Raw genomic sequence first — 1,840 nt, forward strand, 5'->3', positions numbered from 1 at the left:
CCAGCTCTTTATTCAAGATCAGGGGGCGCGCTCTAACCAGTCGAGCTACAAGCTCTTTATCCACAGGTTATCCCCGCGAACATTTCGCTCTCTTTAACGTTTGATCAGATAATTCGTGTGGACGCTATGCCAGAACAAGCCATGTCGTTTAAGGAGGTGATCCAGCCGCAGGTTCCCCTACGGCTACCTTGTTACGACTTCACCCCAGTCATGGACCACACCGTGGTAACCGTCCTCCCGAAGGTTAGACTAGCTACTTCTGGTGCAACCCACTCCCATGGTGTGACGGGCGGTGTGTACAAGGCCCGGGAACGTATTCACCGTGGCATTCTGATCCACGATTACTAGCGATTCCGACTTCACGCAGTCGAGTTGCAGACTGCGATCCGGACTACGACCGGTTTTGTGAGATTGGCTCCCCCTCGCGGGTTTGCAGCCCTCTGTACCGGCCATTGTAGCACGTGTGTAGCCCTACTCGTAAGGGCCATGATGACTTGACGTCGTCCCCACCTTCCTCCGGTTTGTCACCGGCAGTCTCCTTAGAGTTCCCACCATTACGTGCTGGCAAATAAGGACAAGGGTTGCGCTCGTTACGGGACTTAACCCAACATTTCACAACACGAGCTGACGACAGCCATGCAGCACCTGTCTCAGAGCTCCCGAAGGCACCAAGCTATCTCTAGCGAGTTCTCTGGATGTCAAGAGTAGGTAAGGTTCTTCGCGTTGCGTCGAATTAAACCACATGCTCCACCGCTTGTGCGGGCCCCCGTCAATTCATTTGAGTTTTAACCTTGCGGCCGTACTCCCCAGGCGGTCGACTTATCGCGTTAGCTGCGCCACTATGAGAACAAGTCTCCCAACGGCTAGTCGACATCGTTTACGGCGTGGACTACCAGGGTATCTAATCCTGTTTGCTACCCACGCTTTCGCACCTCAGTGTCAGTATCAGTCCAGGCAGTCGCCTTCGCCACTGGTGTTCCTTCCTATATCTACGCATTTCACCGCTACACAGGAAATTCCACTGCCCTCTACCGTACTCTAGTTAAGCAGTATCAGGTGCAGTTCCCAGGTTAAGCCCGGGGCTTTCACATCTGACTGACTCAACCACCTACGCGCGCTTTACGCCCAGTTATTCCGATTAACGCTCGCACCTTCCGTATTACCGCGGCTGCTGGCACGGAATTAGCCGGTGCTTCTTCTGTGGCTAACGTCACAGATAACGGTTATTAGCCGCTACCCTTTCCTCACCACTGAAAGTGCTTTACAACCCGAAGGCCTTCTTCACACACGCGGCATGGCTGGATCAGGGTTGCCCCCATTGTCCAATATTCCCCACTGCTGCCTCCCGTAGGAGTCTGGGCCGTGTCTCAGTCCCAGTGTGGCTGGTCATCCTCTCAGACCAGCTAAGGATCGTCGCCTTGGTAGGCCTTTACCCTACCAACTAGCTAATCCTACGCAGGCTCATCTGATAGCGAAAGGTCTATAAATAGATCCCCTCCTTTCCCCCGTAGGGCGTATGCGGTATTAGCATCCGTTTCCGAATGTTGTCCCCCACTACCAGGTAGATTCCTACGCGTTACTCACCCGTCCGCCGCTCTCAAGAGAAGCAAGCTTCTCTCTACCGCTCGACTTGCATGTGTTAGGCCTGCCGCCAGCGTTCAATCTGAGCCATGATCAAACTCTTCAGTTTTAAATCAAGATACCGAAGTATCGATAATTCTGACTCAAGCTATAACAACTTAAATGAATTCACATGAAGGTTGCTTACCTTGATAAAGCTATTTATGCCTTATCCTGACAAGCGCCCACACGAATTATCTGATCAATCTGTTAAAGAGCG

1 rRNA gene is annotated in these 1,840 nt (G+C 52.4%); it reads right to left on the reverse strand.

What is annotated here, in order from left to right:
* Nucleotides 1-149: 149 nt before the first annotated feature.
* A 16S ribosomal RNA gene (locus MPRO_RS22355) occupies nucleotides 150-1,690 on the reverse strand.
* Between the last annotated feature and the right edge of the window lie 150 nt (nucleotides 1,691-1,840).

Origin of the sequence: Marinobacterium profundum (genome assembly GCF_001528745.1) — a bacterium.
Taxonomy (GTDB): Bacteria; Pseudomonadota; Gammaproteobacteria; order Pseudomonadales; family Balneatricaceae; genus Marinobacterium_A; species Marinobacterium_A profundum.